General features: G+C 55.2%; 17 protein-coding genes and 1 CRISPR repeat array. Of the genes, 11 read left to right on the top strand and 6 right to left on the bottom strand.

Annotation, left to right across the window (positions count from 1 at the left end; genetic code table 11):
- The first annotated feature begins 122 nt into the window (after positions 1-122).
- Positions 123-2,213, top strand: coding sequence for an endopeptidase La (lon, locus tag RCH93_RS01140; protein ID WP_306546273.1), 2,091 nt, complete (start codon positions 123-125; stop codon positions 2,211-2,213).
- Positions 2,214-2,366: 153 nt separating this feature from the next.
- Here lon and RCH93_RS01135 read toward each other — a convergent pair whose 3' ends face one another.
- The 5 genes from RCH93_RS01135 to RCH93_RS01115 form a co-directional block, all read right to left on the bottom strand.
- Positions 2,367-3,728: a sigma-54 dependent transcriptional regulator gene (locus tag RCH93_RS01135; protein WP_306546271.1), complete on the bottom strand. Its 1,362-nt coding sequence runs from the start codon at positions 3,726-3,728 to the stop codon at positions 2,367-2,369.
- A 12-nt stretch (positions 3,729-3,740) separates the two neighbouring features.
- Positions 3,741-5,171 carry an ATP-binding protein gene (locus RCH93_RS01130; RefSeq protein ID WP_306546269.1) on the bottom strand — a complete coding sequence of 477 codons (1,431 nt, stop codon included), beginning with the start codon at positions 5,169-5,171 and terminating at the stop codon, positions 3,741-3,743.
- A 244-nt stretch (positions 5,172-5,415) separates the two neighbouring features.
- A complete protein-coding gene (locus tag RCH93_RS01125; RefSeq protein ID WP_306546267.1) occupies positions 5,416-6,522 on the bottom strand; it encodes an ABC transporter permease in 1,107 nt (368 codons plus the stop codon).
- A 9-nt stretch (positions 6,523-6,531) separates the two neighbouring features.
- Complete coding sequence (locus tag RCH93_RS01120) at positions 6,532-7,656, bottom strand: ABC transporter permease (RefSeq protein ID WP_306546265.1); 1,125 nt, start codon at positions 7,654-7,656, stop codon at positions 6,532-6,534.
- Complete coding sequence (locus RCH93_RS01115; RefSeq protein ID WP_306546263.1) at positions 7,653-9,524, bottom strand: ATP-binding cassette domain-containing protein; 1,872 nt, start codon at positions 9,522-9,524, stop codon at positions 7,653-7,655. The genes RCH93_RS01120 and RCH93_RS01115 overlap by 4 nt, the downstream gene beginning before the upstream one ends.
- A 424-nt stretch (positions 9,525-9,948) precedes the next feature.
- Here RCH93_RS01115 and RCH93_RS01110 point away from each other — a divergent pair, with 424 nt between their 5' ends.
- Positions 9,949-10,758, top strand: coding sequence for an ABC transporter substrate-binding protein (locus RCH93_RS01110; RefSeq protein WP_306546261.1), 810 nt, complete (start codon positions 9,949-9,951; stop codon positions 10,756-10,758).
- 163 nt (positions 10,759-10,921) lie between these two features.
- Here RCH93_RS01110 and RCH93_RS01105 read toward each other — a convergent pair whose 3' ends face one another.
- Positions 10,922-11,221 carry a hypothetical protein gene (locus RCH93_RS01105; RefSeq protein WP_306546259.1) on the bottom strand — a complete coding sequence of 100 codons (300 nt, stop codon included), beginning with the start codon at positions 11,219-11,221 and terminating at the stop codon, positions 10,922-10,924.
- A gap of 1,539 nt (positions 11,222-12,760) precedes the next feature.
- On the opposite strand from RCH93_RS01105, the gene RCH93_RS01100 reads away from it, so the two are divergent.
- From RCH93_RS01100 to cas2, 9 genes are all read left to right on the top strand, one after another.
- Positions 12,761-13,747 (top strand): YafY family protein, encoded by a 987-nt coding sequence (locus tag RCH93_RS01100; RefSeq protein ID WP_306546257.1) that lies wholly within the window; start codon positions 12,761-12,763, stop codon positions 13,745-13,747.
- Positions 13,748-13,857: 110 nt separating this feature from the next.
- Positions 13,858-16,041, top strand: coding sequence for a CRISPR-associated helicase Cas3' (gene cas3 / locus RCH93_RS01095; RefSeq protein ID WP_306546255.1), 2,184 nt, complete (start codon positions 13,858-13,860; stop codon positions 16,039-16,041).
- A 232-nt stretch (positions 16,042-16,273) separates the two neighbouring features.
- Complete coding sequence (gene cas5c, locus RCH93_RS01090) at positions 16,274-16,939, top strand: type I-C CRISPR-associated protein Cas5c (RefSeq protein ID WP_306546253.1); 666 nt, start codon at positions 16,274-16,276, stop codon at positions 16,937-16,939.
- Positions 16,936-18,696 (top strand): type I-C CRISPR-associated protein Cas8c/Csd1, encoded by a 1,761-nt coding sequence (gene cas8c, locus RCH93_RS01085; RefSeq protein WP_306546251.1) that lies wholly within the window; start codon positions 16,936-16,938, stop codon positions 18,694-18,696. Before cas5c ends, cas8c begins: the two co-directional genes overlap by 4 nt.
- A 2-nt stretch (positions 18,697-18,698) precedes the next feature.
- Positions 18,699-19,559, top strand: coding sequence for a type I-C CRISPR-associated protein Cas7/Csd2 (gene cas7c / locus RCH93_RS01080; RefSeq protein ID WP_306546249.1), 861 nt, complete (start codon positions 18,699-18,701; stop codon positions 19,557-19,559).
- 40 nt (positions 19,560-19,599) lie between these two features.
- A complete protein-coding gene (gene rhuM, locus RCH93_RS01075) occupies positions 19,600-20,640 on the top strand; it encodes a virulence protein RhuM/Fic/DOC family protein (RefSeq protein WP_306546247.1) in 1,041 nt (346 codons plus the stop codon).
- Positions 20,633-21,310: a CRISPR-associated protein Cas4 gene (cas4, locus tag RCH93_RS01070; RefSeq protein ID WP_306546245.1), complete on the top strand. Its 678-nt coding sequence runs from the start codon at positions 20,633-20,635 to the stop codon at positions 21,308-21,310. The genes rhuM and cas4 overlap by 8 nt, the downstream gene beginning before the upstream one ends.
- The gene (gene cas1c, locus RCH93_RS01065; protein ID WP_306546243.1) at positions 21,307-22,335 is read left to right on the top strand and encodes a type I-C CRISPR-associated endonuclease Cas1c; all 1,029 of its coding nucleotides are present in this window, start codon (positions 21,307-21,309) and stop codon (positions 22,333-22,335) included. Before cas4 ends, cas1c begins: the two co-directional genes overlap by 4 nt.
- A 12-nt stretch (positions 22,336-22,347) precedes the next feature.
- Positions 22,348-22,638 carry a CRISPR-associated endonuclease Cas2 gene (gene cas2 / locus RCH93_RS01060; RefSeq protein WP_306546242.1) on the top strand — a complete coding sequence of 97 codons (291 nt, stop codon included), beginning with the start codon at positions 22,348-22,350 and terminating at the stop codon, positions 22,636-22,638.
- 172 nt (positions 22,639-22,810) lie between these two features.
- Positions 22,811-24,313: direct repeats of the CRISPR family, unit length 32 nt; unit sequence GTCGCCCCCCGCACGGGGGCGTGGATTGAAAC.
- Positions 24,314-24,322 lie beyond the last annotated feature (9 nt).

Below are 24,322 nucleotides of genomic sequence, written 5' to 3'. Positions count from 1 at the left end.
ATCTGAATTTGGTCTATACATGGTTTTCGCGCAGTGGTTGCGCTGGCGGACAATGACCGTTGCAGCCATTTCGCGCCGCACCCGCCCGTCAAAAATTGAGGAAGGACACAAGGGATATCGTCATGTTCTTTAAAAAACGAACGGAACACACTGAAGAGGCTCCTCGCCAGCAGACAACGGCGCCCTCCGCCCTGGACGCCCTTCGCTCCCGAACAGCAGTGGCGCACCTGCCCCACCACGCCCTGGAAGCGGTGAACAACGAACTGGAGAAGCTGGAGAAGACCGACGCCTCTGTGGCCGAATATTCGGTGGGATTCAATTACATCGAATTGATCCTCGCCCTGCCCTGGAACAAATCCTCGCAATGCAAGCTGGACCTGGCGCGGGCGCAAGCCGTGCTCGACACCCGTCACTTTGGCCTCTTCCAGGTCAAGCAACGGATTTTGGAGTTTCTGGCGGCCAAAACGCTCTGCAGCAAGGCGCGACAAACCATCCTCATCGTCGACGACGAGGAAATAGCCCGCGCCAACATGGAACATGTACTGAAAAAAGAGGGCTACACCTGCCATTGCGCCGGCAACGGCGCCGAGGCATTGGAGGTGATGGCGCGGGAAGACGTTGATCTGGTGATCACGGATTTGAAGATGGAGCGGATGGACGGCATTGAACTGCTGCAGGAGGTCAACCGCATCTCGCCGGAAATCCCTGTGATTATGGTCACAGGGTTTGCGACGGTCAGCTCAGCGGTGGACGCCTTGAAGAAAGGGGCCGCGCACTATCTGGGCAAGCCGGTCAATCTCGACGAGTTGCGCCGGACCGTGAAGGACGTTCTGGAAAAGAAGCTGTTCGTGCAGATGGGCAAAGGGCCGATTCTGTGCTTCACCGGCCCTCCTGGAACAGGCAAAACCTCGGTCGGCAAGGCCATTGCCGAGGCGCTGCAGCGGCAGTTCATCCGCGTCTCTTTGGCGGGATTGCGCGACGAGGCCGAGTTGCGCGGTCACCGGCGCACCTACGTCGGCGCCCTGCCCGGTCGCATCATTACCGAACTGAAGCGGGCCGAAGTCAACAACCCGGTGCTGATGCTTGATGAGATCGATAAAATTGGTCAGGATTTCCGGGGCGACCCCGCGTCGGCCCTGCTTGAGGTCTTGGACCCGGAACAAAACGTCAACTTCACCGATCATTACCTGGAACTGCCCTTTGATCTTTCCCGGGTCATGTTCATCGCCACGGCCAACGATCTCTCCAAACTGCCAAAGCCACTGCTTGACCGCATGGAGTGTATTGAATTTACAGGCTATACAGAGCGAGAAAAACTCAAGATTGCGCAACAGTTCATTCTCCCTCGGCAGCTTAAGGTTGCCGGGTTGTCCAAGTCAGCGGTGCAATTCTCCCCTGAAGCCCTGTCGCGGGTGATCAACGACTACACCAGAGAATCCGGGCTGCGCAACCTGGAGCGCCAGCTTGCCGATGTTTGTCGAAAAATAGCCATGATGTGTCTCAAATCGAATCGCAGCCAGGATGAGCAGGTGCACATCGACGCCCAAACCTTGGGAAAATTGCTCGGACCGCGGAAATTCCACCGGGAGGCGGCGGAAGCCAACCCCCAGATCGGGGTTGCCACGGGCATGGTGTGGGCTGAGACAGGGGGGGAGATCATCAGCGTTGAGGCGGTTTTGATGCCCGGTTCAGGCACGCTGCTGCTCACCGGTTCGCTGGGCGAGGTGTTGCGGGAATCGGCGCAGACGGCGCTCAGTTTTCTGCGCAGCAGAAGCGAAGAATTCGGCGCTCCCGACAATTTTTTCAAAAACTCCGACGTGCACATCCATTTCCCGTCCGGGGCCATCCCCAAGGACGGCCCATCGGCCGGGGTCACCATCTTTGCCGCCCTGCTGTCGTTGCTGACCCGGCGACCGGCGCGACGGGACGTGGCGCTAACCGGAGAAATGACCCTGACCGGCCGGATCCTGCCGGTCAACGGCATCAGAGAGAAGGTGCTGGCGGCAAGAAGAGCGGGCGTGCGCATGGTGCTGTTGCCGCTTGCCAACCAGGAGGAGGTCGAGGCGCTGGAGCCGGACGTAACGGAAGGGTTACGCTGGGTGTTGGTCGCCAATGCCGGCGAAACCATTGCACACCTGTTTGCGCAGCAGGAGTTTGATGAATCCAGTGCGACTCCAGGGAGTTGTTCGATTGCTTCATCGAACGAGGCTTGATGCGCGAATTGAACTCAACACGTGGGGAGAAGAGGAAGCGGCCCCTGGCGTCTGACACAACAGGACGCTGGAGCATAGGAACAATCCTGCTCGGCTGTTCAACTTGGGCTAACGAAATTAACGGAAGCGGACGGATGTGTGGCGGATCGCGGCTCAGGCGTCCGGATTTTCCAGCCCATAACGTTTGATCTTGCGCCAGAGGGAAACCCGGTCGATGCCAAGGATTTTCACGGCCGCCGACTTGTTGCCTTCCACCTCGTCCAACACCTCGAGAATATACTGTTTTTCGTGTTCTTCCAGGGAAGGCCAGTCCTCGCGGTTGTCGCGAATGGTCAACCCCTCGGTGTCGCCAAAAACTGCGGCAATATGCTGCGGCTCAACGAGGTCGCCGTCGCAGGCAATCAAAATGCGCTGTGCGATATTCTCCAACTCCCTGATGTTTCCGGGGTAATCATAGAGCATCAGCCGCCGTTCCGCCTCGGGCGACAACTGGGGAGCGATCCTGCCCAGGCGGGCGTGCTTGGCCAGGAAATGGCGGGCCAGCAGGGGGATGTCTTCCTTGCGCTCGGAAAGCGACGGGACGGCAATGGTCAGCACATCCAAACGATAATACAGATCCGACCGGAAGCCGCCGCCTTCGGTTTCGCGTTTGAGATCCTTGTTGGTGGCCGCCAGCACCCGGAAATCGACCGCAATCTCTTCGGTGCCGCCCACCCGCAGCAGCGTCCGTTCCTGGAGCACGCGCAGCAGTTTCACCTGCATGGAGAGCGGCAATTCCCCTACCTCGTCAAAAAACACCGTGCCGCCTTCGGACATTTCCAACAGCCCTTTCTTGGCCTTGTTGGCCCCGGTGAACGCGCCCCGTTCGTAACCGAACAACTCGCTGGTGATCAACTCTTCGGTAAAAACCCCGCAGTTGAAGGCGACAAAACGCTTTTTGCCGCGCGGGCTTAACTCGTGGATGGTGCGGGCCACCAACTCCTTGCCGGTGCCGGTTTCCCCCTGAATCAACACATTGCAATCAAGCTGCGACACCTGGTGGATGGTTTCGCGCAGGGCCTGAATTTTTCGACTGTGGCCGACGATTCGCAGGGCGCCTTTGCTGGCGTCCACCTGGTTGCGCAGCAAACGGATTTCCTTGCGCAGCAGGTTTTTCTCCAGGGCCTTTTCGACAATGACCCGCAATTCATTGATTTTGAATGGTTTGGCGACGTAATGATAGGCTCCGCGCCGCATCGCCTCGACTGCGGTGTCGACGCTTGCATGCCCGGTGATCACCACCACTTCGATGGCGGGCCACAGGTTCTTGGCCTCGTCCAGGACGGCCATCCCGTCCTTTCCCTTCATGCACAGGTCGGTGAGCACCAGATCGATTTCTTCTTTTTTGAGGATGTCTATCGCCTGCTGTCCATTTTCCGCAACCCGCGCCGAATACCCGTCTTTGGTGATGATGTGCGCCAAATTGTCGCGGGCGATAGGTTCATCGTCAACAATAAGAATTTTCCGATCTTTCATGCCCCTGCTCTGTCAGTTCTCTTGCTCGCCCGGAAAAGGAAGGTGAATGAAAAACGATGTACCCCGGCCAGGACGACTTTGCACGGCAATAGTGCCCCGATGTTTTTGGATAATGCCGTACACCACCGACAAACCGAGACCTGTGCCCTGCCCTTCTTCCTTGGTGGTAAAAAAAGGATCAAAGATTCTGGCTTGGTGTTCCTCGGAAATGCCTTGCCCGGTGTCGCTGACTTCAATAACAACCTCTTCGGCGGCAGGATCTTTGACGGCGGTCATCGCAATGTCCCCTTCCCGTTCAATAGCCTGAGCCGCATTGATGATCAAATTGATGAACACCTCCTGCATCCGCTGCACGTCAATATAACAGAAGAGGTCGTCGGGTATGTCGACAGACATGTTGATGTTGGCCGGCACTTGACTTCTGGCCAAAATGACGGCTTTGTTTGCCACATCGACCAACTGCGCCTCCCGCAGGCAGAAATCCTGGCTTCTGGAAAATTCCAACAGATTTTTAACGACATCCCTCGCCCTAAGGGTCTCTTTATCGATATTTTTCAGCATCCGTTTGAGCAGAGGCACATCGCCGGCGTCAAATTCATCAATGGCGATCTGACACGAGGTGGAAATATTGTTCAATGGATTGTTCAATTGATGGGCAACACCGGCGGTGAGCGTGCCCAATGAAGAAAGTTTTTCGGCTTGGATCAATTGATCCTGCCGCCGCTCCAGCTCGGAGACCATAATGTTGAACGTTTCCATGACCTGCTGAATTTCGTCACGGGTGTTGATGACGTCGATCTTTTTAAACTGGCCGCCGGCAATGGCTTCTGTTGCCTTTTTGATCACCGAAAGTGGTTTGAAAATGAAATACACAATCAACATTGAAAGCATAACGCCAATAAAGATGGCCATTGACGACCACGAAACCAGCTGTCCCTTCAAGAGGGTCATCATTATATGGATTCTATTTTTCTCGAAATTAACAACCTCGCCACTGATTTCAGCAATCAACTTCCCCTGCTGCCTGATTTTTTCGGAAACATCATTGCGAACATCGACGTCTGCATTTTTCAGCTGCATCAATTCGTTAATATATTCAATATATATTGACACATTCTTATCTAAAAGATTCAGCTTTGGATTAACAGACAAATTTCCATCGTTCTGGATTATCTTTTCTCCAATCGATATAACCTCTTTAAGCATATCGATGTTATCAACAAGAGACTCCTTCTCGCCATACAAGAAATAATTTTTCTCATACCTACGCGCTTCAAGAATGATGTTATGAATATCGTATGCAAGCTCGAGCACTACGGCTTTTTTCTCAGTGGTCACCAGATCGTCATACGACACAAACGCCATAAGAATAACAGCGCATATATAAAACATGAGCACTGTTATGATTTTAAAACTCAAACCAAAAAATATTTTTTTCAACATAACCGTATCCTTTCGCTGTGGATTACATGCGGCGTCCTTTCGAGGCGACAACGCCGCAATTTCCCAGCCAAGGAAGTTGCGCGCCCGTTCGTCTCCGACGCAGGAGTAAGCTGTAAACATGCAGTATTTGCACCAATCGACACGGGAACATTGATCAATTTCACTGGGGAGATTGCTGGAGGATGGGCACAAAAGCACACAGGGCGCCCATTGCACAAAACGTGATTTCTTCAATCAAAGCAGATCAATACATCCGGTGGCGGAACAGCCAGGTGGCCATGGCCAGGGTCACGGCGGCGATGATCGACATCGGCCAGAGGTCGTGCCAGAAATATTCGATGCCCGCCCCTTCAAGAAACACCCGGCGGACGATGGTGAGGAAATACCGCATCGGGTCAAGATAGGTCAGGGCCTGCATGAAAGCCGGCATGTTGGCGATGGGCGTGGAAAACCCGGAGAGAATCACCGCCGGCACAATGAAGAGAAAGGCTCCGAGCAGGGCCTGTTGCAGGGTGGCGGAGAACGAGGAGATCATCAGGCCGACGCCGATGATCGACAGCACATAGATGATCAGGGCCGGATAGAGCACGCTCAACTGGCCGACCAGCGGAATTTTGAACCAGAACACCGCCACCGCAATGATCAGCGAGGCCTCGCCGACCCCAACCAGCAAGCCGGGCATGGCCTTGCCGATGAGAATCTCCCAGGGGCGCAGCGGCGTGACCAGCAGTTGGTCAAAGGTGCCGGCCTCGCGCTCGCGGGCCACGGACAGGGCGGTCACCACCAGGGTGACGATCATGGCCAACAGGGCGATGATGCCGGGGACGATGAACCAACGGCTCTCGAGGTTGGGGTTGAACCAGGCCCGCATGTTGAGCCGCGCCGGCAGCTTGACGCCGTTGAGTTCTGCCCGCTCCTCGTTGAAATCCGACACAATGCTGCGTACATAATTGAGTGCCAGCATGGCGGTGTTGGAGTTGCGGCCGTCGATCAGCACCTGGATGTTGCAGCTTTCGCCCCTGGCCGCGTCGCTGGAACATTGCGGGCCGATGTGCAATGCCAGCAGCGCGCCCCCCCGGTCGATCAGGGGGGCTATCTCCGCTTCTGAGCGCAGGTAGCCGACCACCTCAAACCCGCTTGAGCGTTCAAACCGGCCCGCCAGATCGCGGGAAAAACCGCCCGTGTCCTCGTTCAATATCGCCAGGGCCGCATGTTCCAAATCAAAGGTGGCGGCGTAACCGAACACCAGCAGCTGAAAAATCGGCGGCACAATCACCGCCATCCGGCTTTTTTTATCCCGGAACAGGGCCAGGAATTCTTTGATGATCAGGGCGAGGATACGATGGCCCACCGTGGCCTCCTATTCGAGATTTTTTCTGGTCTTGCGGTAGACCATGCCGTGGAAAAACAGCCCCATGCCCACCAGGGCCGCCGCATTGGGCAGCACCACGCTCCACACATCGCCCACCAGAAACAGGGTCTGGAGGATGGACACATAGTAGCGGGCCGCGATCAGATGGGTCAGCCCCTGGATGATCGGCGGCATGCTCTGAATGTCGAAGATAAAGCCGGAGAGGATGAAGGCCGGCAAAAAGGTGCTGACCATGGCCACCAGGGCGGCCACGAACTGTGATTTAAAGATGGTGGAGATAAAAAAACCCATGCCCAGCGCCACCCACAAAAACAGGGCAGAGGTCGCCAGCAGCAGCCACAGCGAACCGCGCAGCGGCACATGAAAAAGCGAGTGCGCCATGGCCAGCGACAGCGCCAGCCCGCCCATGCCAAGAATAAAATAGGGAATCAACTTGCCCAGCAGGATTTCCACCACCGAAATTCGAGTGACCAGCAGGGCCTCCATGGTGCCGCGCTCCCATTCCCGGGCGATGACCAGGGCGGTGAGCAGGGCGCCGATCAGGGTCATGATCACCGCCAGAACCCCTGGCACCAGGAAATCGGTGGAGCGCACCTCGGGGTTGTACCAGATGCGCTGCTCCAACTGCACCGGCGACTGCAGCTTCTTGCCCGCCCGCTCCGCCTGCTGCTCCAGCCAGCCAAACCAGATGCCCTGCACGTAGCCTTCGATCAGGCGCGCGGTGTTGGCGTCGACGCCGTTGACAATCACGCCGATGGGCGGCGAATCCTTGCGCAGGTAATCGCGGCCAAAGTTGTGCCGCAGCCAGACAATGCCGTCCACCTTGGATTGGCGCAGGGCGGTTTCCGCCTCCTGGATGGAATTGAGGGCCAGGGGCGCGAAATAGGAGGTCTGGTAAAAGCCGCCGGCAAAACTGAGCGACTGGCTGTCGGCCTGTTCCACCACCAAGGCGATGCGCACGTTTTTCGCATCCAGGCTGACGCCGTAGCCAAATATCAACAGCAGCAGCATCGGCAGGAAAAAGGCAATGGCAATGCTGGACGGATCGCGGATGACCTGCAGCCATTCCTTGCGGATCATCCCTTTGACGCGCAGCAGTCTTCCCGGTTTCATGCGCTGGCCTTGGCTGCTTGTGGGGCGGATTTGAGATTGGCCTCGTTGCGGTTGGCCTCCAAAAGGCCGATGAAGGCGTCTTCCATGGTGGCCTCGCGCCCTACCCCGCCGCTGAACCCTTCCTTCATCGCCTCGGGCGTGCCTTCGGCCAGCACCCGGCCGTCGGCCATGATCACCAGCCGGTCACAGTATTCGGCCTCTTCCATGAAATGGGTGGTGACCAACACGGTCACGCCCTGATCAGCCAGACTGTTGATCTGCACCCAGAATTCGCGCCGGGCCAGGGGATCGACCCCGGAGGTGGGTTCGTCCAGAAACAGCACCTCGGGCTCGTGCATCAGGGCCACGGCCAGGGCCAGCCGCTGCTTGAACCCCAGCGGCAGGGACTGGCTCTCAGTGGCGGCAAAGGGCTCGAGGTTAAAGGTGGACAGCGCCCAATCGATCTGGCCGCTGCGCCGCGCCCCGCGCAGACCGTAGGCGCTGCTGAAAAATTTGAGATTCTGCATCACGCTCAGGTTGCCGTAGAGCGAGAATTTCTGGGCCATGTAGCCAATCTTGGCCCTGGCCGCCGCCGCTGCGGTGCGCAGGTTCATCCCGGCCACAGTGCAAGCCCCGCTGGAGATGGGCAGCAGGCCGCAAAGCATGCGAAAGGTGGTGGTCTTGCCGGCCCCGTTGGCCCCGAGCAGGCCGAAGATCTCGCCGTGCCGCACCCGAAACCCGACATGATCGACCGCGTAAAAATCGCCGAACCGACGCACCAGATTGTCCACCGTGATCACGTCCTGGCCGGCCAGCCGGTCGCTGGTTTGCCGCAGGGTGATGTGATTGTCGCCGTTGGCGGCGGCGTGGTCGTCTTTGAGGGTGGCCACGAAATAATCCTCGAAACGAGGCGCAACCGGCGCGACCTCCACCGCAATCTCCGAGGGCAGGCCGATGGGCTGCAGCGGCGTCCGGTCGCGACTGACCACCCGGATCGCCTTGCCCAGGATCAGGGCGTCAAGCACCGCCGGGTTATGGCTCAACGCCCGTTGCAGGGCGCGTTTGGGCATGTCCGGGGCGCGAACCTGCCAGGTGCGGCCCTCGACCTGTTGGCTGAAGGCGCGGGGATGATCGTGCCCCAGGATTTTACCCTGATGGATCAGCACCACCTCGGCGCAGCGTTCAGCCTCGTCCAGATAGGCGGTGCTGAGCAGCACGCTCATGCCCTCGGCCTCGACCAGATGGTAGACAATCTGCCACAACTCCCGCCGCGACACCGGGTCCACGCCCACGGTGGGCTCGTCGAGCAGGAGCAAACGCGGCGGGCGCACCAGGGTGCAAACCAGCCCCAGCTTCTGCTTCATGCCGCCGGAGAGCCGCCCGGCCAGACGACCGCGAAACCCTTCCAAGCCCGCCATGGCCAGCAACTGCGCGTACCGCTCGGCCCGCGCCTCCGCCTCCACGCCCTGCAGATCGGCGTACAGGTCCAGGTTTTCCAGCACGGTGAGATCTTCGTAAAGGCCGAATCGCTGCGGCATGTAGCCGATGCTGGCCTGCACCTTGAGCGGCTCCCGCACCACGTCGATGTTCAGCGCCCTCAGGCTGCCCTGGTCCGGGGTCAGCAGGCCGGCGCACAACCGCATCAGGGTGGTCTTGCCCGCGCCGTCCGGGCCGATCAGACCAGTGACCATGCCAGGGCGAATGGCGCAACTCACCCCGTCCAGAGCGGTGATCTGTTTCTTTTCAATGGTGAAGGTCTTGCGGACCTGATCCAGGACAAGGGCTGCGGCGCTATCAGGCGCAGCGCCGGTTGGAGCGGCGGACGGAGCGGTGGGCGCAAAGGCGGCGTGCGGGGAAGAGTGGAGAGGTGAAACGGCGGGCCGAGCCATGGTTGCTCCTGGAGGAGGTCGTGCAGTGACGGAAAAATTGTCGCCATCATACACAAGTCCCCGATTATTCTCCATGCCTGCGCGAAAAAAGTGCGGCTCTTCAGCTGCCTGTTCAGGCGACCGGCGGGAAAAGGGGACTGATTCATTCCCCAAGATTATCACAGGGTAATCGTTGCTAAATCAAATGGATATAAGTATTAAGGGTAGAGTTGCGCAGGGGGAGCAAAAAATTGGCGGCCGATTGATTGACGAAACACTAAAGCGACCCTTAATTGGCAGACATGCCGCAATGGCTTGATTCCGATATATATTGGAATTCCATCCTGACGATCCATGCAACCGATAACACTCCATCAGTGTTATTACATAATTATCGAATTGCAATATAGATCAAAGAATAACAGCTAGCAAAAATGGCGAAAAAATGAAAGTAATAAAATTTACAAATTATAAAAATGAAAAATTTCTTACTTGCATAATTTTTTCAATTCTATTTTTACTCACAAACAAAATATACGCAGGCACAAAATGCGACAACATTAACTATCAAAATATTAAAAAAATCAATATCGTATCCCCAGAATTAGAAGGCGGAGCAACCAATGATGGATCAGGCATTTATTTCGAGCTTGTAAAGTTGATTTACAATCCAGTAGGGATTACCGTAAAAACAAGCAACGCTCCATTTAACCGAGTCAACATGTTGTTAACTAAAAATAAAATTGATGCGTCAATTTCTTTTTACTCTTCAAAGGTTGCATCAGATAATGGTTTAAACTATTACAAAACTCCGAAACGTCCAATAAACACTGAAAGGCTAACAGCAATCTTTAAAAATAATTCTAGCAAATGGATTTTCCCCGATTCTTTGGTTGGGAAAAGAGTTGCCTGGATGGATGGATATAATTTCGAGAAAGGAATACCTGTTGATTATGAGTACCAGAGAATATCAGACCAATTACAGGGATTGAAATTGCTTCAAATAGGAAGAATCGATTACTATCTAGACAATGAATACGATATAAAAAGGACAATAAAAAAATATAACTTTGACGACAAACAATACACCATGCAACCAATCTTAGAAAATCAACTGTTTGTTGCTTTTTCAAAAACACAAAAAAGCAACAAACTCATGGACTTATTTGACTGCAGAATGGATGAATTGCGCGAATCAGGAGAACTTGAAAAACTATACTACAAATGGGACATTCCAATGCCTCCAAAGGAATAAGCACAAAACAAGCCCATAAAACATCAAATAATGACAAAATTATTCAACGGTCAACTCATGCCTTTCCCACCTTTTCAACGTCACACCGACATATTCCATATCAAAATATGCTGATACAAAATCATCATCAACCGTAAATTCAAGCTGCAATAAAGATCTTTTTTTACTTCAATTTTTCACCTGAAGAATTCTTCCAATTCTCTTTAATCCACCTGATCACATCCTCTTGATTTTTAATTTCATCAGGGAGTCGATCATGGATCATTTTTTCCACCCTATTGCCAAAACCTTCCACGCTCCAAGCTACGTGGTCAGTTAACGAGCTGATAATATACAGAACTTCCTGTCCATCTTTGCGGTTGAACGGTGTGACGTCAGGAACCCCTGAAACTCTGGGGTCATCTTTTTCATACGGGGACCACGCGTACTCATACACCAGGTCTTCTTTTCTGAAGGTATCCATAATCCGCCTCATTTGTAGTAGGGGAAAAGATCAATCTGCCATCTTGCAGTTATTGTAAGCATCAATTTGACGCTGTCTCCCCGCGACATTTGCCACCCCTAATATTTTGGCCTGATTCGGCCGGCTAATTCCATTTTTAAATCAAACGAGGCCTGCTGCACACAGCAACATCTCGTCGAGGAGGGTGCGTCATATCAACCTGTAGCCTGGATGCAGCTTGCGGAATCCGGGGTTTGATGTGATCTGTTCCCGGATTCCGTTGCACTTCATCCAGGCTACGGTCCGCCGGCCTGCTCTCGTTCTCTGGTTTCCAAGCATCGTATGGGAACATTTCGTTGGGCCAGCCAAAACGCTGCATCATTGTGACCAAGGGGGCAATCTCGGTCCTTGCCTGCGATTTGTCCCTTCGCTCGAAGGGACAAACAAGCGCGTTTCACTTTTGAAATGGAAATGGAATAACTCGACAGCAATGGGAAGGTCTGGCGCAAACGGGCCTTCCGCCGCGCTCATCACAACCGCCTATAACTTTTAGCCAGTGCGAATATTGACAGGGCCACCGCTGCCGCTTACTGTATCAGCAGGTTTCCCGGCGTGCACGACAGGCAACCGGTCAAGATACACTGTTGTATTTTGGGAACAAAATCGATGGGTTCAACCGACCTGTCCGACACCCATCGCTTTGCAATTGAGATTGTGCACATAGCTCTACAAGAGGAGAACAACCATGGCCTATACATGTCAGAATTGCGGCGCATCTGCAGACACTCCCACCAGCCTCTGCAAGCCAATCAACGAGGAATTCGAAAGCAAATTTTGCGGCGCCCCGGCAACCCAGGTTTGCGATGACAAACTGAAAACCATTCAATACGCATGTGACTCTTGCGGCAGCGTGTCGGCAGATGCTGATCGTCTGTGCAGTCCGTCTATGATCAAATAACCGACGGAAAAACAAGCAGTTTTCAAGTGAATTCTTACTACAAAGCAACCTGCTGGCCCGCCCCCCAAAAGAGCGGGCGGCAGGCGCGCCATTTCTGCAAACCCTACTTTTCAGGATAAAGCGCCTCCCCTTTCACCAGTCCGGCAATGCGCACAATCCGCATTGTGCGCGAAAAAACAGAGCTCAATCCAAGCCATCCCTGGTTCCTCGACGCTCTCCGCAATGGTTGAGTTGTCGTCCATCTGACCGCCCCAAAATATCCCAACGCTGCTGTTTCTACAGACGCCCCCCTGATTGTTCGCCATGTTTGGGCGCAACAAGCGCTGCTCTTCAGCGGCCTGTTCCGGCAACCTGCCAAACCCGCCGGGCTCATACCGTCCGCCTGCCCTTCCCCTTCCCGTAGCCCTTGCGTCATCAATAAAAAGCGGCAAACCGCCGTTGACGCGCACAGACACATTGTGGCCCAACTAGTTATGCTGACACTATTTTCATGAAAGAAGAGGGTGACATTTGATCGTTGCCCCAACTATCCCCGCGTGGTAGGAACATTTTGTTGCGCTGGCTGCTTGATGACGTCAACACGCCCGTCACCGGAGGAAATCATGTCTGAACGGTTGAAGTTTGAGCGGTATGTATGGTTGCATCATCAGATCAAGCTGGCGAAGTATCCCAACTCGCAGAGCCTCGTTCACGAGTTTGAGGTGTCGCAACGCACTGCTCTGCGCGACATCGAGTTCATGCGCGAGACGCTGCTGGCGCCCCTTGAATTCGACCGGTCGCGCAACGGCTATCGTTATGCCGACAACACCTACGAAATTCCCGGATACTGGATCAACGAGGGCAACGTGCTGGCCCTGGCACTTGCCGTCCGACTTGCCTCAACCATCCCCGACGCCGCCATCAAAGAGGAACTCTGCCGCCTGATTGGCCAGATGACCAACGCCTCCCGCAAAAACGGCGCATCCTGCCTGGACGGAATCAGCGACAAGGTTTCCGTTAAAAACATCGAGTACGCCAAGGTCAACGAGCAGCATTTTCGGTTGGTTGTTCAAGCGCTCTTTGCCGATCAAGCGCTTCGCATCACCTATCACTCTCCCCACAGCGGCGCCGTCACCGAGCGGACGGTGCAACCGCTCCACCTGATGCACTACATGGGCAGTTGGCATCTGCTGGCATGGTGCGCGTCCAAAAGCGCAATCCGGGATTTTGCCCTGGCTCGCCTGCAGGCGGTTGACATCTCAAAAAATCGTATCCAAGTGCCGGCCGACCTCCCGCCGATCAAGGAATACACCCGCCGCCATTTCGGCATTATGCAAGGGAAAGCCACCACCACGGCGACCCTGCGTTTTTCGCCCCACATCGCTCCCCGCATTATTGAACAGATCTGGCATCCCGACCAGCAGACCAGCTTGGAACCCGACGGCAGCCTGCTGCTCAGCTTTCTCACCGCCGATTACCGCGAACTGATCAGAAATATCCTCAGTTACGGCGCCGAGGTGCGGGTGGTGGCGCCCCCGGAACTGCAAACCCTGGTTCGTGAGGAAATTGAAAAAATGCACAGAAATTATCGGCGCCCTGACATCCCCTGACAGGGCGGGGGTGGTAGGGTGGAGGCAAAGGTGAATGAGTGGATTAGCTCTGACTCCTTGTCTATTTTGCGGCCCTTCAGCCTTCCTCATTCAAAACGGTACTGACGACTATGGAATATTACGCCCATTCAACTGAAAAGGCAGATAAATCCGACTGGCAACCACTTGATGAACATTTGCACAACGTGGGGAAACTGTCCGAGCAATTTGCCGCCGCATTCATGGCAGGGCAATGGGGACGATGCGTGGGGGAATTGCACGATGCCGGCAAGGCGTGCCCAGATTTCATCGCGCGGTTGGAAGGTAGAGCAAACCGCGTTGACCATGCCACCTTCGGGGCTCAGTTGGCCCAAATGCGTGACGGTAAATTAGGTTTTTTACTCGCGTATGTGATCTGTGGACATCATGGTGGATTGCCCGATGGCGGTGTTCAGGAAGGACAGCTGCACCATCGATTACGCAAAGAAATTACAAATACCGAAATATTGCCGGAACTCGGCGGTGCCAAACCATTACTCTTTCCTTTTCAATTAGAAAGAGAATGGTCCATGTTCAATCTGGCTTTTTTTACCCGCATGCTGTTCTCCTGTCTGGTGGACGCCGATTTCCTCGACACCGAAGCCTTTTGTAACCCTGACAAATCAGCACTGCGGCGGGCATTACAGCAGAATAATTTTGGTAATCTGAGGAGTTCTTTACAGTCCTTCATTTCTCAAAAACAGGCATCGGCAGAACTGGGAAAGGTGAACGCTGCGCGGCAGAGGGTTTTGGCGCGGTGTATTGAGCAAGCGAGAGAAGCCCAAGGATTCTACTCGTTAACTGTACCGACTGGCGGCGGAAAAACACTTTCTTCGCTGGCCTTTGCCTTGGAGCATGCGGAAACGCACGGCCTTTCACGGGTAATTTATGCCATCCCCTTTACTTCAATCATCGAGCAAAACGCCGAAGTGTTCCGGCAGGCCCTTGGTGAGGCCAACGTGCTTGAGCACCATTGCAATTACCATGCTCGGGAGGATGACGATGCGGTCATGTACAACAAGTGGCGGGGACTTGCGACCGAGAACTGGGCCGCGCCGGTGGTGGTGACCACCAATGTGCAATTTTTCGAGTCATTATATAGCAATAAACCGTCACGTTGTCGCAAACTGCACAATATAGCCGGGAGCGTGATCGTCCTTGACGAGGCCCAGGCGATTCCTACCGAATTTCTTCAACCTTGCCTCCTCGCGTTGCGCGAATTGGTCGCTCATTACCGGTGCACGGTCGTGTTATGCACCGCCACTCAGCCAGCGTTGGATGATACGAACCTGAAGCGTTTACAACTCCCTGAGACCAAAGAGATTGTTGATGATCCTGATCAATTGTTTGCGGAGCTCAAAAGGGTTCGTGTCGAATTCATCGGCAAATTGACCACCGAGGAACTCGCTCGGCAGCTCGACGGCCACCCCCAGGTGCTTTGCGTTGTCTCGACCAAAAAACAGGCGCAACAGGCAGTTGCAATTATGAGAGAAACTGAGGGCACATTCCACCTGTCAACGAACATGTACCCGGTGCATAGGTTGCGTGTGCTTGATGTCATCAGGCAGCGGCTTGCGGATGGGTTGCCGTGCCGGGTGATCTCTACCTCGTTGGTTGAGGCCGGTGTCGATCTCGACTTCCCGGTTGTTTACCGGGCCATGGCAGGCCTCGATTCCATTGCCCAGGCAGCCGGGCGGTGCAATCGTGAAGGGCTGTCGGATTTTGGCTTGGTGTATGTGTATGAACCGGAAGAACTGCCCGCCATGCCTTGGTTACGGCGTCGCATCTCGCGTGCCCAGGAAACTCTGCGATTATTTCCCTCGGGTGACTGCTTGGAACTCGTTCCGATGCAACGTTATTTCGAATTGCTGTACGACGTGGAAAGTTTGGATGCAAAAGACATCGTCAAGCGAGCGAATCCCTGCCTGCATTCAGAACTGATCGTGCCGTTTCAGGAGGTGGCCAAGGATTTCCGCCTCATTGAAGATGAAGGCGTTGGCGTGATTATGCCGGGGCTCCCCGAAGACAGAGACGAGGTGCAACGATTGGTTGAGCAATTGCGACACGCGCAGTTTCCCCTGGCGACAGGGCGAAAACTGCAACGCTATGCGGTGGTGGTACGGAGCAACGTGCTGTTTCGCTTGCAACAAAAAGGGGTGATTGAGATGGTTCGTGATGTTTTCCCGATCATGTTGAATGCCGCCGCCTACGATGCACGCTTGGGATTTCGAGAAGATATGGCCGAGCTTTGGGATCCTGAGTTTTTTTGCAGATAGAAAATTTAGAAAAAATACACCAACTATTGAAAAAAAATTGACGGCGACCATCGGCCATATGTATGCTCCCATCAAGGACCGGGAGGGTACCCCTTGGGCGAAGGTGCAGTTTGTGGTCATCCCCCGCGCGGGGATGCGGATTGAAATAATAGCTGGTGCAATTTGTCGTTTGTTATTGGAGCGTTGCTTGGATGTAACGCTCCAGGAATCCTCTACGTAAGGAGGTGTGCCTATGGGGTATGGAGTTAAACTTCGTGTCTGGGGTGACTACGCTTGTTTCTCCAGGCCGGAGATGAAAGTGGAACGGGTGTCGTATGATGTTATGACTCCCTCGGCGGCGCGGGGGATTCTGGAGGCAATCCACTGGAAGCCGGCCATTCGTTGGGTGGTGGACAGGATTCATGTGCTCAACCCTATCCGTTTCGACAATGTTCGTCGTAATGAGGTGAAGTCAAAAATTCCCAAGCCCAATCCGACAACGGTGATGCGCGATAAAAAATCGCTGTTTTATTTGGTGGATGAGGGGGATAACCGGCAACAGCGAGCCACAACTTTGCTTCGCAAAGTGGACTATGTGATTGAAGCCCATTTTGAACTGACAGAGAAAGCGGGGCCGGGGGAGAATGAGGGCAAACATCTTGATATTTTTAACCGGCGAGCTCGCACCGGGCAATTTTTCCACCAGCCTTGTTTCGGCTGTCGTGAATTTCCTTCTTTTTTTGAGCTGTTGGAGGGCGAGTTACCGATTTCTTGCTACAAGGGAGAAACAAAAGAGTTGGGATACATGCTGCTGGATATCGATTTTGCCAACGGCATGAAACCACTCTTTTTCAAGGCCACCATGCAGGACGGCATCATCACCCCGCCTGCACCCCGGTCGTCGGAGGTGCGGTCATGATTCTTCAGGAATTGAACCGTTATTATGAACGCAAAGCGGCGGAGCCTGATACTGCAATCCCCGCCTATGGCTCCAGTGTGGAGAATATCTCGTTTGCTCTTGTCCTTGGTGACAATGGGGAATTGTTGAACGTGGAAGACCTTCGGTTGCAGGAGGGCAAGCAACTGCGGCCCCGTAAAATGGTCGTGCCGGCAGCCGAGAAGAAAGCCAATGGAATTAAGCCAAATTTTCTTTGGGATTCGACCAGCTATGTCCTAGGGCTGGATGACAAGGGCAAGCAGGAGCGAACGGATAAATGTCACAAGGCCTTTGTCCAGCAGGTGCGCACTTTCTGCGCGGCTGAAGATCCTGGCCTCAAGGCAATTATCTTCTTTTATGACCACGATTTCCGGACAATAACCACCCTGCCGAATTGGGTGGACATCTGCGGTGCAAACTTGGTTTTCCGTTTGAGTGGTACGCCGGGGTTCATCCATGACCGTGCGGCAGCGCGTAAGGCATGGGAACAGTGTCTAGGGCAACGTGAGGCTGCCACAATTGGGCAATGTCTCGTCTCAGGGGAAGACGAGCAACCTCTTGCCCGTTTGCATCCTTCCATTAAAGGCGTGCGCGGTTCTCAACAAGGCGGGGCGGATATTGTTTCGTTTAATAAACAATCCTTTGAATCCTATGGCAAGGAACAGGGGGCGAATGCACCTATCAGCCAAAAGGCAACTTTTAACTATGTCACAGCGTTAAATACATTGTTGGCCATAGATAGTCGCCAAAAGGTAGTGGTTGGCGATACGACTATTGTGTTCTGGGCAGAATGTCGCAGTGTTGCCGAAGAGCTGTTTGCCGACCTGTTTGCTCCGGATGAAAGCCGCGTTAAGCCGGTAGCGGCCGATGATGACCAGCAAACTGCCGGGAAAATATTGCACCTGCTGACCAGCCTTCGATCCGGTAAACGAGCAGTCGATATTATCCCCGAATTGGACGAGTCCGTCCGTTTTTATATTTTGGGGCTTGCCCCCAATGCTTCACGTTTATCCATCCGGTTCTGGATGGCAAGCACCGTGGGAAACTTTTTGAAGAATATCGGGGAGCATTTTCGCCACCTGGAGATAGTGCGCCAGTACGACAGCGAACCGGAGTTTCCTCCTCTTTGGCGGTTGCTCTGCCAGACTGCAACCCTTGGAAAGAGTGAGAATGTCTTGCCCGTGCTTGCGGGCGGCATGACCAAGGCCATGCTGAACGGCGGCTTGTATCCGCAGAGTTTGCTTGCGGCGGTCTTAGGTCGTATTCGAGCCGAACGTGAAGTCGGATATTTTCGGGCGGCTTTGCTGAAAGCCTTTCTCGTCCGTAATAAACAAATGGAGATTTCTATGTATTACGACCCCAGCAGGAAAGAGGTCCCTTATTTGCTCGGAGGCTTGTTTGCCGTTCTCGAGAAAGCCCAGGCAGATGCAATTCCAGGAGCGACAGCCACTATGAAAGATCGTTTTTTCGCTTCGGCGCCTGCAACGCCAGCCAGGGTCTTTCCCATGTTGCTGAAAAATGCCGCCAACCACATCGCAAAATTGCGCAAAGACCCCGCGAAGACCGGCTGGGCCATCAATTTAGAAAAATCCATCCAGGATTCGGTAGCGCATCTTGCTCACTTTCCGCCAACAATGTCGCTGGAGGACCAGGGACTGTTCATGATCGGCTATTACCAACGGATGAAGGATTTCTATACTAGTAAAAACACCACAGCCAACACGACCGAGGAGAATTGACCATGACTGCAATTGCCAATCGTTATGAATTTGTGCTGCTTTTTGATGTGGAAAACGGCAATCCCAATGGTGACCCGGATGCTGGCAACACTCCTCGCGTCGACCCGGAAACCGGGCATGGCCTGGTGACGGATGTCTGTTTAAAACGCAAGATCAGAAATCATGTGGCGTTAGCCAAGGACGGCGCTGAAGGATTCAAAATTTATATTCAGGAAAAGGCAGTCTTAAATCGTACCAACGAGGAGGCGTACAAAGCCTTTGAATTGAAATCGGAAGCCAAGAAATTGCCCAAAAACATTGAAGATGCACAGAAGGTCACTGGCTGGATGTGCGCTAATTTTTACGATATTCGCGCTTTTGGCGCGGTGATGACCACGGAAGTCAACTGCGGACAGGTGCGAGGGCCGATACAGTTGGCCTTTGCCAAAAGCGTTGAAAGTATCATGCCCCAGGAAATCAGCATTACCAGAATGGCGGTGACCAATGAGAAAGATTTGGAAAAAGAACGCACCATGGGGCGTAAGCATATCGTGCCGTATGGCCTCTATGTAGCACATGGATTTGTTTCTGCCGCCCTGGCGGATAAAACCGGTTTTTCCGAAGATGATTTGGAACTTCTTTGGGATGCCCTCATCAACATGTTCGAGCATGACCGTTCCGCCGCCCGTGGATTGATGAGCAGCCGTAAGCTCTTTGTGTTCAAACATGAGAACAAGATGGGTAATGCCCTGGCGCACAAGCTGTTTGACTTGATCGACATCCAGCGCGCGGAAGGCTCAACCGGTCCGGCCCGTTCGTTCAAGGATTACTCCGTAACCGTAGGCGATGTCCCGAAGGGAGTGGAGTTGGATATAAAATTATGACCGCGTGATTGTTTGAACCGATAAACGGAGCTAGCTTTCTATGGAGTTCTCACAAGAACAGCAAACCTCGCCTTCTGATCACAGCGCCATCGTCCTCTATCAGGCCGATGACGGGCAAATAAGGCTGGATGTCCACCTGAGGAATGAAACCGTCTGGTTAACGCAAGCGCAGATGGCTTTTCTTTTTCAGACGGAGCGCAGTGTCGTAACCAAGCATATTAACAATGTTTTCAAATCAGAAGAGTTAGCCAGAGAGGCAGTCTGTGCAAAATTTGCACAGACTGCCGCGGATGGCAAAACCTACCAAACCAATTTTTACAATCTGGACGTTATCATTGCCGTCGGCTATCGGGTCAACTCCAAACGCGGCACCCAGTTCCGCATCTGGGCCTCATCGGTACTCAAGGAGTATCTGATCAAGGGCTATGCCCTCAATCAGCGGCAGCTGGCGGAACAGGGGGTGGCTGAGTTGCGCGGGGTGCTCGATTTGCTGGCCACAACCTTGGAGCAGCATCAACTGGCGGATGCAACCGGGTTAGCTGTGGTGGAGCTGGTGAGGCGTTACGGCCTGAGCTGGCAATTGCTGCTCCAATATGACGAAGACCGGCTGCCCCTGCCATCTGGGCTCACCCGGCGGGAGTCGGTGGGTTTTGATCTGGCCGTGGTGCGCCGGGGCATTGCCTGTCTGCGTGATGATCTGGCCGCCAGGGGCGAGGTCACCGATCTCTTTGGCCGCGAGCGTGGCGAGAGCCTGGCTGGCATCCTCGGCGCCATCCACCAAACCTTTGGCGGTGAGGACCTCTACCCGAGCATCGAGGAAAAAGCGGCCCACCTGCTCTATTTCGTGATCAAGGATCATCCCTTCAGCGACGGCAACAAGCGCATCGGTTCCTTTCTCTTTCTTCTTTTCCTCCAGGAAAGCAGTCTTGTTGATACGGTCCGCTTCGACAACAAGGGGCTGGTGGCCCTGGCGCTGCTGGTCGCCGCCTCTGACCCGAGCCAGAAAGATGTGCTCATCCGTCTGATCATTCATCTGCTTGGCGAATCCACACTGCCCAACGGAGGAAGGGCGCATGACTGAGCGCATCCTGGAACAATCCGGCCAGCAATCGTCGCTGCCGGGGTTGTACGACGAGGACGATCTGGTGATGATCTCCGCCCTGCAACATTACCTGTTCTGTCCGCGCCAGTGCGCCCTGATCCACATCGAACAGCAATGGCTGGAAAACCGGCTGACCGCCGAGGGGCGGGTGCTCCACGAGCGGGTGCACACCAGCGGCCGCGAGTCGCGGCGCACGCTGCGGGTGGAATTCGACGTGCCCATCCGTTCCTTGCGGCTGGGGTTGGCCGGCCGGGCCGACATTGTCGAGTTTCATCTTTGCGAAGGCGGTTTGTGGCGGCCGCTGCCGGTGGAATACAAGCGTGGGCGGCCTAAAAAAGACGATTCTGACCGGGTGCAACTCTGCGCCCAAGCCATCTGCCTGGAAGAAATGCTGGGTTGCGTTGTGCCGGAAGGAGCCTTGTATTACGGCGAAAAGAAGCGACGGACAGCCGTTGTTTTCGATCCGGCCTTGCGGGAGACGGTCGCTCGGACGGCCGACGCGGCACACGACATGCTGGCGGCAGGAGTAACGCCGCCGCCCCGCTATGACGCCCGCTGCGAGAGCTGTTCGTTCCTGCCGCTTTGCCTGCCCAAGGTGGCGACCAAGAAAAGAGTAAGCAACTATCTGCGCACCATGGCGGCTGCATGAAAAAACATCTCAACACCTTGTTTGTCACCACCCAAGGGGCGTATCTGGCCAAGGACGGCGAGACCGTGGCAGTGCGCATTGAGGGCGAAGTTGCGCTGCGGGTGCCGTTGCATACGCTCGATTCCATCGTCTGTTTCGGCAATGTCGGATGCAGCCCGTTTTTGATGGGCTTTTGCGGCGAGCGCAATGTCGGCCTGAGTTTCCTCAGCGAATACGGGCGATTTTTGGCGCGGGTGCAAGGGCCGGTTTCGGGCAACGTGCTTTTGCGACGAGAACAGTATCGCCGTGCCGACGATCTGAGTTTTTCCGCCGGAGTGGCGACGTCCTGCGTGCTTGGCAAGGTGGCCAACTGCCGGACGGTGTTGCTGCGGGCGCTGCGCGATCATAGCGACAAAATCGACGCCCCGGTTGTGGAAGAAGCGGTGGATCGCCTGGGCGCCGCGCTGAGAAGGCTGCAAGGCGGCTTGGGGCTAGATGAGGTTCGCGGCGTTGAAGGCGATGCCGCCCGCGTCTATTTCAGCGCCTTCGATCATCTCATCGTCCGCGACAAGGACAACTTCTTTCTGCATCAGCGCAGCCGCAGGCCGCCGCTTGACCGCATCAACTGCCTGCTTTCCTTTCTCTACACCCTGGTGGCGCATGATATTCGCTCGGCGCTCGAAACCGTGGGGCTCGATCCCGCAGTTGGTTATCTGCACCGCGACCGGCCGGGTCGGGCGGGACTGGCCCTGGATCTGATGGAGGAGTTTCGGCCGCTGGCGGATCGGTTGGCCCTGTCGCTGGTCAACCTGGGGCAATTGCAACAGGGAGATTTTATCATCAGCGACGGCGGCGCGGTGCGAATGAGCGACGCGGCCCGCAAAACCCTGCTGGTGGCGTATCAAAAACGAAAACAGGAAGAAATGAACCATCCGTTTTTAGAGGAAAAAATGTCGCTGGGCCTGTTTTTCCACACCCAGGCTTTGCTGTTTGCCCGCTTTCTCCGGGGCGAACTCGACGGCTATCCGCCGGTCATTTGGAAATAGCGGGGTGCGGCCATGATGGTGCTGGTGAGTTACGATGTGCGCACAAGCGAGCCCGGCGGCGCGAAAAGGTTGCGGCGGGTAGCCAAAGTATGCCGTAATTTCGGGCAACGAGTGCAGTTTTCGGTGTTCGAGTGCGTGGTGGACCCGGCACAGTGGACCAGGATTCGCCAACTGCTGATCAACGAGATCGACATGGACGCCGACAGTCTCCGTTTTTATTTCCTCGGCGCGCATTGGCGCAACCGGGTGGAGCATGTCGGCGCCAAGGAAAGCGTGGACCAGGAGGGCCCGCTTATTGTCTGAACGGTCCGCGAACCGTTGGCAACCAGCAAAAGCCAGGAGGATCGCGCTGGTTGGCAGGACAGCGTTTAAGAACAATGCAGGTTGCGAACGCAAATGAACGAAGCGGTCTGAAAGAGACGTTCGCGGAACCTGCCGTAAAAATTGACTTGTATTGAATAGATACGAGTCAACAGTCGCCCCCCGCACGGGGGCGTGGATTGAAACCTATCCCTGTTACTGATCAGTAATCAGCGCTTGCGTCGCCCCCCGCACGGGGGCGTGGATTGAAACGTATTTTGAAAAGTGCTGATTTGCGTGGAAAAAAAGTGTCGCCCCCCGCACGGGGGCGTGGATTGAAACATTCGATTTTTGTCAACGGTACACTGTGGCCCTCGTCGCCCCCCGCACGGGGGCGTGGATTGAAACACCGCCAGTGCTGCCGCCAGTGCTGCCGCCAGTGCGTCGCCCCCCGCACGGGGGCGTGGATTGAAACCACGTCTGGCCCTACCGGGAGAGCAGCGGAAAAGGTGGTCGCCCCCCGCACGGGGGCGTGGATTGAAACGATGCCATTCTGCTCGCCGGGTTGATGGGCGGGAGTCGCCCCCCGCACGGGGGCGTGGATTGAAACTTTTCGATGGGCATCTTCCGAGCGGGAAAGCGCAGTCGCCCCCCGCACGGGGGCGTGGATTGAAACCCGACACGTCCTTTTCGTCTACCGACGCAACACTGGTCGCCCCCCGCACGGGGGCGTGGATTGAAACGTTGAATTTTCAGGGTCGCAAACATCATCCCATGTCGCCCCCCGCACGGGGGCGTGGATTGAAACTTTACAGCTATGACAACGGCACCATGCCGAATCGTCGTCGCCCCCCGCACGGGGGCGTGGATTGAAACACCGGCAATAAGGCCATGAGAAACCAAAAGTGCAACGAGTCGCCCCCCGCACGGGGGCGTGGATTGAAACCGAGAGTACCAGCGGGGACACGCTCAAGGGCAATGTCGCCCCCCGCACGGGGGCGTGGATTGAAACGTTCCAGTCTTTTTCGAGATCGGTGAAAGTGTCAGTCGCCCCCCGCACGGGGGCGTGGATTGAAACAAATCCCGCAAAGAGGCCCATGACTGGCTGGTGGGTCGCCCCCCGCACGGGGGCGTGGATTGAAACATGCTGCGGGCTCCAAGGTGATCATTGCGTCGATGTCGCCCCCCGCACGGGGGCGTGGATTGAAACCTATAGCAAAGGCGGCCGCATTGGAGCTTACCGCAAGTCGCCCCCCGCACGGGGGCGTGGATTGAAACCATCAGGCATAACGCTCAATGACCGCGCCCCACAGTCGCCCCCCGCACGGGGGCGTGGATTGAAACCGGTAACTGAGGGGTGATAGAGCGTGACCGTGCCGGTCGCCCCCCGCACGGGGGCGTGGATTGAAACGCACCAAGCGCCATTGCAATCGCATATCGGGTAGGTCGCCCCCCGCACGGGGGCGTGGATTGAAACTCAGATGGCGAGTAAGGGAACGGTCCAGATGGAAGGTCGCCCCCCGCACGGGGGCGTGGATTGAAACAAATCCTGATAGATACGGCGCAAGGCTAACATGGCCAGGTCGCCCCCCGCGCGGGGGCGTGGATTGAAACCCTGGAAGTTGTCCACGTTGGAACCTTCCGAAGGTCGCCCCCGCGCGGGGGCGACCTTCGGAAGGTTCCAACG

The organism is Desulfobulbus sp. (genome assembly GCF_030824455.1).
Classification (GTDB): domain Bacteria; phylum Desulfobacterota; class Desulfobulbia; order Desulfobulbales; family Desulfobulbaceae; genus Desulfobulbus.
The sequence above is the reverse complement of the archived record's forward strand: the minus strand, read 5'-3'. Positions and strand labels throughout refer to the sequence as shown.

Excerpts from the sequence above, each read along its gene's own strand:
- lon (WP_306546273.1), top strand. The coding sequence starts at position 123 with ATGTTCTTTAAAAAACGAACGGAACACACTGAAGAGGCTCCTCGCCAG.
- RCH93_RS01135 (WP_306546271.1), bottom strand. The coding sequence starts at position 3,728 with ATGAAAGATCGGAAAATTCTTATTGTTGACGATGAACCTATCGCCCGC.
- RCH93_RS01130 (WP_306546269.1), bottom strand. The coding sequence starts at position 5,171 with ATGTTGAAAAAAATATTTTTTGGTTTGAGTTTTAAAATCATAACAGTG.
- RCH93_RS01120 (WP_306546265.1), bottom strand. The coding sequence starts at position 7,656 with ATGAAACCGGGAAGACTGCTGCGCGTCAAAGGGATGATCCGCAAGGAA.
- RCH93_RS01115 (WP_306546263.1), bottom strand. The coding sequence starts at position 9,524 with ATGGCTCGGCCCGCCGTTTCACCTCTCCACTCTTCCCCGCACGCCGCC.
- RCH93_RS01110 (WP_306546261.1), top strand. The coding sequence starts at position 9,949 with ATGAAAGTAATAAAATTTACAAATTATAAAAATGAAAAATTTCTTACT.
- RCH93_RS01105 (WP_306546259.1), bottom strand. The coding sequence starts at position 11,221 with ATGGATACCTTCAGAAAAGAAGACCTGGTGTATGAGTACGCGTGGTCC.
- RCH93_RS01100 (WP_306546257.1), top strand. The coding sequence starts at position 12,761 with ATGTCTGAACGGTTGAAGTTTGAGCGGTATGTATGGTTGCATCATCAG.
- cas3 (WP_306546255.1), top strand. The coding sequence starts at position 13,858 with ATGGAATATTACGCCCATTCAACTGAAAAGGCAGATAAATCCGACTGG.
- cas5c (WP_306546253.1), top strand. The coding sequence starts at position 16,274 with ATGGGGTATGGAGTTAAACTTCGTGTCTGGGGTGACTACGCTTGTTTC.
- cas8c (WP_306546251.1), top strand. The coding sequence starts at position 16,936 with ATGATTCTTCAGGAATTGAACCGTTATTATGAACGCAAAGCGGCGGAG.
- cas7c (WP_306546249.1), top strand. The coding sequence starts at position 18,699 with ATGACTGCAATTGCCAATCGTTATGAATTTGTGCTGCTTTTTGATGTG.
- rhuM (WP_306546247.1), top strand. The coding sequence starts at position 19,600 with ATGGAGTTCTCACAAGAACAGCAAACCTCGCCTTCTGATCACAGCGCC.
- cas4 (WP_306546245.1), top strand. The coding sequence starts at position 20,633 with ATGACTGAGCGCATCCTGGAACAATCCGGCCAGCAATCGTCGCTGCCG.
- cas1c (WP_306546243.1), top strand. The coding sequence starts at position 21,307 with ATGAAAAAACATCTCAACACCTTGTTTGTCACCACCCAAGGGGCGTAT.
- cas2 (WP_306546242.1), top strand. The coding sequence starts at position 22,348 with ATGATGGTGCTGGTGAGTTACGATGTGCGCACAAGCGAGCCCGGCGGC.